6 protein-coding genes and 1 tRNA gene are annotated in these 7,852 nt (G+C 62.5%); 4 read left to right on the forward strand and 3 right to left on the reverse strand.

The window, feature by feature from the left end:
- Positions 1 to 121: 121 nt before the first annotated feature.
- Positions 122 to 1,690 (reverse strand): ABC transporter substrate-binding protein, encoded by a 1,569-nt coding sequence (locus Q8O80_RS18615; protein WP_305582060.1) that lies wholly within the window; start codon positions 1,688 to 1,690, stop codon positions 122 to 124.
- Between the two features lie 134 nt (positions 1,691 to 1,824).
- Between Q8O80_RS18615 and Q8O80_RS18620 the strand changes: the two genes are divergently transcribed.
- A complete protein-coding gene (locus tag Q8O80_RS18620) occupies positions 1,825 to 2,487 on the forward strand; it encodes a DUF1028 domain-containing protein (RefSeq protein ID WP_305582062.1) in 663 nt (220 codons plus the stop codon).
- A gap of 136 nt (positions 2,488 to 2,623) precedes the next feature.
- On the opposite strand, the gene Q8O80_RS18625 is transcribed toward Q8O80_RS18620, so the two are convergent.
- Positions 2,624 to 2,699: transfer RNA gene (locus Q8O80_RS18625), tRNA-Thr, on the reverse strand.
- A 335-nt stretch (positions 2,700 to 3,034) separates the two neighbouring features.
- Here Q8O80_RS18625 and cysD point away from each other — a divergent pair.
- Both cysD and cysN read left to right on the forward strand, forming a co-directional pair.
- A complete protein-coding gene (gene cysD, locus Q8O80_RS18630; protein ID WP_305582064.1) occupies positions 3,035 to 3,943 on the forward strand; it encodes a sulfate adenylyltransferase subunit CysD in 909 nt (302 codons plus the stop codon).
- Positions 3,943 to 5,835 (forward strand): sulfate adenylyltransferase subunit CysN, encoded by a 1,893-nt coding sequence (gene cysN / locus Q8O80_RS18635; protein WP_305582066.1) that lies wholly within the window; start codon positions 3,943 to 3,945, stop codon positions 5,833 to 5,835. Before cysD ends, cysN begins: the two co-directional genes overlap by 1 nt.
- Here the strand turns inward: cysN and Q8O80_RS18640 are convergent.
- Entirely contained in the window at positions 5,832 to 7,049 is a 1,218-nt protein-coding gene (locus Q8O80_RS18640) for an ROK family transcriptional regulator (RefSeq protein WP_305582068.1), read from the reverse strand. The genes cysN and Q8O80_RS18640 overlap by 4 nt on opposite strands.
- Before the next feature lie 227 nt (positions 7,050 to 7,276).
- On the opposite strand from Q8O80_RS18640, the gene Q8O80_RS18645 reads away from it, so the two are divergent.
- The coding region (locus Q8O80_RS18645; RefSeq protein WP_305582069.1) for a substrate-binding domain-containing protein at positions 7,277 to 7,852 on the forward strand (576 nt) is incomplete at its 3' end.

The raw sequence follows: 7,852 nt of genomic DNA on the forward strand, positions 1-7,852 counted from the left end.
ACCACGGACCGTCACCCTCGGGCTTGACCCGAGGGCGCTTCACTTAATCGCCACACCGCCAGTGCAGTCCCCTCGGGTCAAGCCCGAGGGTGACGCGCAGTTGGTGCGGGTAGCCAAGCGCCTACTGCTTGGTTACGCCCCGCAGGACCAGACCGAAATCCGGCTGCAGCTCGAAATCACCGACGGCGCTGGTGACGACGGCATTCTGCTTCCAGTTGGCGACGAAGAGCCAGGGGGCATCGTCGTGCGTGATGGCCTGGACCTGCCTGTAGAGGTCGCCGCGCTCCTCGGGATTGGTCGAGACCCGGGCCTGGTCGAGCAGGGCGTCGACTTCCGGATTGGAATAGTAGGACGAGTTGAACCCGCCTTCAGCCGGGAAGGCCGCCGTGCGCAGCGTCAGGAAGGGCAGTGTGTCGGGGTCGGAGGTCATCCAGGCCATTTCGGCCATGTCCGCCTTGCCCTCGAGCCCCGGATTGACCTCGGACAGGAAGGTGTTCCACTCATAGGTCTGGATCTCGACATTGAGACCCACTGCGGCGAGATCCGCCTGGATGGCCGTGCCCATCGGGACGGGATCGAGCATGCCCGAGCCGCCTTCGGTGACGAGGAAGGTTACGGTCGCACCCTCGGCCCCGGCTTCGGCGAGCAGCGCCCTGGCCTTTTCGGGGTCGTAGGGATAGGGGGTGACCTCGTCATTATAGGCCCAGTTGAAGGCGGGCGGGATCGGGCCGGCCGAGACTTCGGCCGTGCCCTGCAGCACGTCGTCGACGAGGCTTTCCTTGTTGACCGCGTAGTTCACCGCCTGGCGCACGCGCACATCGGCAAACGGGCCTTCCTTGGCGTTGAGCATGACATACCAGACATGGGGGCCGATGGCCTCGACCACGCTGTAACTGGCATCATCGCGGAACTGCGCCACGTTGTCGGGCGGAGTTTCCAGCAGCACGTCGATGCCACCGGACAGCATTTCGGCGACGCGGGTATTGGCATCGGTGATCGGGCGGAAGATCACCGCTTCTAGGGCCGGCGCACCATCCCAGTAGTCTTCGTTGCGCGAGGCGACGACAGACGTATTGGACTGCCATTCCTCGAACCTGAACGCGCCGGTGCCAACCGGATTGCGGCCATAGTCGGCGCCTGAAGCCTCGACCGCAGCAGGCGAGACGATCAGGCCGGTGGGCGAGGCCAGGTTGGACATGAAGGGCGCGAAGGGCTCATTGAGCGTGAACTTGACCGTCAGGTCATCCACCACCTCGACGCCCTCGACCGCGGAGAAAAAGAAGGCCAGCGGGAATGGACCGGTCGCGGCAAAGGGATGGTTCTCGTCGAGCATGCGATCGAAGTTGAACTTCACCGCCTCGGCATTGAAGGGGGTGCCGTCATGGAAGGTGACGCCCTCGCGCAGATTGAAGGTGTATTCCAGGCCATTCTCGGAAATGGTCCAGTCGGTCGCCAGGGCCGGCTCGATTTCGAGCGTGCCCGGCTTGTTGCGCACCAGGCCGTCATAGATGTTGACCGCGATGCGGAAATCGTTGGCGGCGGTGGAGACGTGCGGGTCCAGCGATGCCGGCTCGGCGATCTGGCCGACAACCAGAATATTGGGCGGCGTCTGTGCCATGGCCGGCGAGACCAGGGCCAGCGCCGTAGCGGCCAGCAGCAGCGGCGCGATGGCTTTCCATTTGCGGATCATATGAAACCTCCTTGCTTTCCCTCACCCTTGCCTCGCGGTGGGGACCGTGAGAAAAGGGCACTGACAATTTATCATCATAAATTTTGGGCACCGTCAATTTATGATGATAAATAGATTTTTACCAGGAATGCATGATGACCTTTTCCATCGTTGCCCGTGATCCGCAGACGGGTGCCCTGGGCATCGCCACGGCAACCGCGGGGCCAATGGTGGGGGCTTTGGTGCCGCATGGGCGCAGTGGTCTGGGCGCCGCGGCGACCCAGGCCATGACCAATCCCTATCTGGCGATCGACACCCTGGCGCTGCTCGAGAGCCAGGGGGCAGAGGCCGCTCTGCAGACGGCTCTGGCCAGGGATAGCGGCGCCTCCCAGCGCCAGATCATCGTCGTCGATGCCCATGGCATGGCGGCCGGATGGACCGGCGCAGACTGCTTTCCCTATGCCGGTCACCTGACCGCGGCGGGCGTGGCGGTGGCGGGAAACATGCTGGCCGGCCCGGCCGTGCTGGACGACATGCTGGCGGGCTATCAAGGTGATCATTCCAGCGGTTTCGCGGCCCGGCTGCTGCGCGGTCTCCAGGCCGGCGCTGCGGCCGGCGGCGACAGCCGCGGCCTCGGCTCTGCCGCGCTGCGCGTCTATACCACCCAGGCCTATCCTGATCTGGATCTGAGAATCGATGCATCTGCCGAGCCAATGGCGGCGCTGGAGCAGCTATTTGCCCTGGCGATTTCCGGACCCTATGCAGAGTTCTTCGCCCAGGCTCCACGACGAGGCGCTGGTGGTGAACTCAAGACATAAAAAGACAATCAGCGGATGTCCGCATTACACTGGCCTAAAAGTCGGAGCGGGAATTCGTTGCTGTAAGGTCCCGCTGCACGACGAAGCCGCCCACGACGAACAGGGTAATTAATCTCACGATTTCAAAGGGTTTTAATGGTGCCGGCAACAGGATTCGAACCCGTGACCCCCTGATTACAAATCAGGTGCTCTACCAACTGAGCTATACCGGCAACGGGCTGGCCATTAGCATTGAAGCGCCCGGGCTGCAATGGGGCGTTGTCGGATTCCAGCCCGACCGCCAGGCCGGGCGTCGTCGCTCCCGCGCCTTGCCGGCCATGAACTTTTTTTCTGCCATGCGGTGCTGCGGCGCACTTTCCTACGCGGATATTCCGTGCGGGAGAAGGGACGTCTTGTGTGAACCTTGTCCTGGAGATAATTGTTCTTAACGTGCTGTAGTCTAAGCATTTTTGGCGTTTTCTGTCTTGATCGCCGTGCCGGGCAAGCCTACCAACTGAGGCTTGTTGACGGGCCCGCTCGCGTGGCGTGACCGATGGAGTTTGCCGCGATGCAGAGAAGTTCCCTGACCCATTTGCAGGCGCTTGAGGCCGAAAGCATCGAGATCCTGCGCGAGGTGGCCGCCAGTTTTGAGCGGCCGGTGATGATGTACTCCATTGGCAAGGATTCCAGCGTGCTGCTGCATCTGGCGCGCAAGGCGTTCTTTCCCTCCAGGATTCCGTTTCCGCTGCTGCATGTGAACACCACCTGGAAGTTTGCCGAGATGATCGCGTTTCGCGATGCGATGGCGGAAAAGCATGGCTTTGATCTGATCAGTCACACCAATCCCGAGGGTCTGGCCAACAATATCAATCCGTTCGATCATGGCTCGTCGCGCTTTACCGACATCATGAAGACCCAGGCGCTGCGCCAGGCGCTCGATGCGGGGCGCTATGATGCGGCGATTGGCGGGGCGCGGCGCGATGAGGAAAAGTCGCGCGCCAAGGAGCGGATTTTCTCGCACCGCAATGCCAGCCACGCCTGGGACCCCAAGACCCAGCGGCCCGAGCTGTGGAGGGTGTTCAACACGCGGATCAATCCGGGCGAAAGCATGCGGGTATTCCCGATCTCCAATTGGACCGAGCTGGATGTGTGGACCTATATCTATGCCGAAGGCATCGAGCTGCCATCGCTGTATTATGCCAGGCTGCGGCCGGTGGTGGAGCGGTCCGGCACGCTGATCATGGTTGATGACGAGCGCTTCCGGCTGGAGCCGGGCGAAACGCCGCGCGAGGAACTGGTGCGCTTTCGCACGCTGGGCGACTATCCGCTGACCGGGGCGATCCGCTCTTCGGCTGCCAGCCTGCCGGAAATCATCATGGAAATGCAGGCCAGCCGGACCTCCGAGCGGGAAGGGCGGCTGATCGACAGCGACAGCGTCGGCTCGATGGAGAAAAAGAAGCAGGAAGGGTATTTCTGATGAACCTGCCATTGCGTTCTGCCGATACCGACGTGGCGCTGTGGTTGCAGCAGCAGACCGACAAGTCGCTGCTGCGCTTTCTGACCTGCGGCAGTGTCGATGATGGCAAGTCCACGCTGATCGGGCGGCTGCTCTATGACAGCCAGATGGTGCTCGACGACCAGTTGGCGAGCCTGAAGCGGGAAAGCCACAATCGCCATGTGGGCGATGAAGGCATCGATTTTTCGCTGCTGGTGGATGGGCTGAGCGCCGAGCGCGAGCAGGGCATTACCATCGACGTGGCCTATCGGTTCTTTTCCACCGACAAGCGCAAGTTCATCGTCGCCGATACGCCGGGCCACGAGCAATATACCCGCAATATGGCGACCGGCGCCTCCAATGCCGATCTGGCACTGGTGCTGATCGATGCGCGCAAGGGCGTGCTCACCCAGACCAGGCGACACAGCTTCATCCTGTCGCTGATCGGGGTGAAGCATGTGGTGCTGGTGGTCAACAAGATCGACCTGGTCGACTACGACAGCGACGTGTTCGACCGCATTGTTGCCGAATATCGTGCCTTTGCCGAACCGCTGGGCTTCAAGACGCTGGCGGCCATCCCGGTTTCGGCGCTGCGCGGCGACAATATGCTGGCGCCAAGCCCGCGCACGCCCTGGTATAGTGGGGCGGGGCTGGTGCCCTATCTGGAAGCCATTGACGTCAGCGAAGACCGCAGTGCCGAGCTGTTCCGCTTTCCGGTGCAGTGGGTCAACCGGCCCAATCTGGACTTTCGCGGCTTTTCGGGCACGCTGGCTTCTGGCGCCATTGCCGTGGGTGATGAGGTGCTGGTTGCCGCGTCACGCCAGCGGGCGGTGATCAGCCGCATCGTCACCATGGATGGTGATCTCGATCATGCCGTGGCCGGGCAGGCGGTGACACTGGTGCTTGACCGCGAGGTCGATGTCTCGCGCGGCGATGTGCTGTCGCGGCAGGGCGAGACGCCGGAATATTCCAACCAGTTCCAGGCCCGCATGGTCTGGATGAGCCAGGAGCCGGCCTTTGCCGGTCGCTCCTATTTGCTCAAGGTCGGTGCCCAGATCGTGCCGGCGACCATTACCGATCTCAAATTCCGGACCAATATCAATACGCTCGAACAGACCGCAGCCACCAAGATCGACCTCAATGAGGTGGCGACGGTCACCATCGCCACCGACAAGCCCATCGCCTTTGACAGCTACGCCACCAATGCGCTGACCGGCGGGTTCATTCTGGTGGACCGGCTGAGCAATGCCACCTTGGGCGCCGGCACCATCGACTTTGGCCTGCGCCGGGCGCAGAACCTGACCTATCAGTCGTTTGACGTGAATCGCGATGTGCGCGCAGCGATGAAGGGGCAGGCGCCGCAGATCGTCTGGTTCACCGGCCTGTCGGGTTCGGGCAAATCCTCGATCGCCAATCTGCTGGAAAAACGGCTGACCGCCGAGGGCAGGCACGCCTATATCCTGGATGGCGACAATGTGCGGCACGGGCTGAACCGCGATCTGGGCTTTACTGAAGCGGCGCGGGTGGAAAATATCCGCCGCGTCGGCGAAGTTGCCCGGCTGATGGCCGATGCGGGGCTGATCGTGCTGGTCTCGTTCATCTCGCCATTCCGCAATGAACGTCAATTGGCGCGCGAGATCGCCGGCGATATCAGTTTCGTCGAGGTCTATGTCGATACCCCAATCGAGGTTTGCGAAGCGCGCGACCCCAAGGGTCTCTACAAGCGGGCCCGGGCCGGCGAGATCAAGAACTTCACCGGCATCGACAGCCCGTTTGAAGTGCCGACCGCGGCTGAACTGGTGCTGCATGGCGCCGAACAGGAGCCCGCTGCGCTGGCCGACCAATTGCACGACTGGCTCGGCGCCCGAAGCTAGACCAGCGCGGCAAAATCGATCTGGTCGATATCGTTGAGGGTTTTCATCATCAGCCCCTGGAAGATCGGCTCCTTTTCGTCGTGATGGGCGATGATTTCGGGCAGCCCGTTGATGCGGCAGACCAGGGCACTGCTCAAGGCGGCCGTGATTTCGGCCTGCATCAGCGGAAAGGCGCGGGCGCCGGGACCGACGATCAGGATGTGCGCGGGATCAAACACCGCCATCATGCGGCTCAGGCCAAAGCCGATGGCGCGCCCAGCCTGGTTGAAGGCGTGGGTTGCGTTGCGGTCGCCGGCCTGGGCGCTGACAATCAGGCCATCATATTCATGGGCCGGAACGGCCGGGGCCGGGGTGGTCGTTTCGGGCACCGAATAGGCACTGCGCAAGACCCCATAGTCGGCGGCATAGGCTTCGATGCAGCCGCGCATGCCGCAGCGGCACAGTGCGCCATTGGGGATGTGGTTCATGTGCCCGAATTCGGTGGCGCCTTCGTCGCCGCGCCCCAGGATCTGGCCGCGAAAGGTCATCCCCATGGCGACGGTCGAGCCGACAAAGACGGTGGCGACGCTGGCATCATGCAGGGCAGGGTCCAGCCAGCGCGCACCTTCCGCCAGCAGGCGGCCGCGCTTGTACAGCGTTACCGGCAGGCCCAGTTGCGCCGCCAGTTCCTCACCGAAGGACTGGCCGGCGAGATGGGCGATGGGCGACCAGCGCAATCCGTGGCCGGGGCGATCGAGAATCCCCTGCACCGAAATGGCGACCCGGCGAATGGGTGGGGCATCGTCGGCATTGCGGCTCTGCAAATGCGCCAGTTGCTCGGCCAGGAAGTCGGTGGCAGAGATGAACGCGAAAGTGGTCGGGGTAATCGGGGTTTCAATGCGGTCGACCAGCACGCCGCCATAGTCGACCAGCGACATGCGGGCGCGGTTGACGTCAAGCTCCAGCAGGGCCGCTGTGCCAATGGCCCGGTTGAAACCAAGCTGCGTGGCGGGCCGCCCGCGGCTGCGGGCATCGGATTTTTCGCTGGCGACCAGTTCGACGATGACGCACTGGGCAATCAGGTCCTGGGTAATGGCGGTGATACTGGCGTGGCTGAGCCCGGTGGCGGCGGCCAGGGCCGTGCGCGAGAGCGGACCTTGCACGCGCAAGGCGCCAAGCACCAGGCCCCGGTTCTGCCGCCGGACGCTGTCACTATCGCTGACTTTCCGCCCCAAGCAGCCTACTCCTCACCTCAAAACGCAACACATCATTCCCCGCCCAATAGCGCAAACAGTATTTATTTCGGGTTGCGAAATTGATGTTGACTCACTTGGTGCGCTCGTGCCAATTCTTTTTTCGAGCAGTGAAATTAATGCTCAGGGCGCCGGTGGAGGCAGCCCGCTGGGGTTAAACCACCGGCACGAATGTGGGCAGGAGGACTGGCCCACGAGGGAGGACGAAGATGAACAAGTTTCTAACGGTCTTGCTATGCACGACTGTCATTTCCGGCGCGGCCGGTGTTAGCTATGCGCAGGACGGCATCACCGTCGGCGTGTCGTGGAACAATTTCCAGGAAGAGCGCTGGAAGACCGACGAGGGCGCCATCAAGGCCGTGCTCGACGCGGCTGGTGCAAGCTATATTTCGGCTGATGCCCAGTCATCGGCGTCCAAGCAGCTGACCGACATTGAAAGCCTGATTTCTCAGGGTGCCGATGCCATCATCGTGCTGGCCCAGGACAGCGAAGCTGTTGGGCCCGCCGTGGCTGCCGCTGTGGCCGAAGGCATTCCGGTGGTCGGCTATGACCGCCTGATCGAAAATCCCGACGCCTTCTATCTGACCTTTGACAACAAGGAAGTCGGTCGCCTACAGGCTGCTGGCGTCGCTGCCGTGCAGCCCGAAGGCAATTACGTCTACATCAAGGGCAACAGTGCCGATCCCAATGCGGACTTCCTGTTCGCGGGGCAGATGGAAGTGCTGCTGGCCGGTATCGACTCCGGCGCCATCGTCAATGTCGGCGAAGCCTATACCGATAACTGG

Source organism: Devosia sp. (assembly GCF_030689745.1).
Classification (GTDB): Bacteria; Pseudomonadota; Alphaproteobacteria; order Rhizobiales; family Devosiaceae; genus Devosia; species Devosia alba.

Excerpts from the sequence above, each read along its gene's own strand:
- cysD (WP_305582064.1), top strand. The coding sequence starts at position 3,035 with ATGCAGAGAAGTTCCCTGACCCATTTGCAGGCGCTTGAGGCCGAAAGC.
- Q8O80_RS18620 (WP_305582062.1), top strand. The coding sequence starts at position 1,825 with ATGACCTTTTCCATCGTTGCCCGTGATCCGCAGACGGGTGCCCTGGGC.
- Q8O80_RS18615 (WP_305582060.1), bottom strand. The coding sequence starts at position 1,690 with ATGATCCGCAAATGGAAAGCCATCGCGCCGCTGCTGCTGGCCGCTACG.
- cysN (WP_305582066.1), top strand. The coding sequence starts at position 3,943 with ATGAACCTGCCATTGCGTTCTGCCGATACCGACGTGGCGCTGTGGTTG.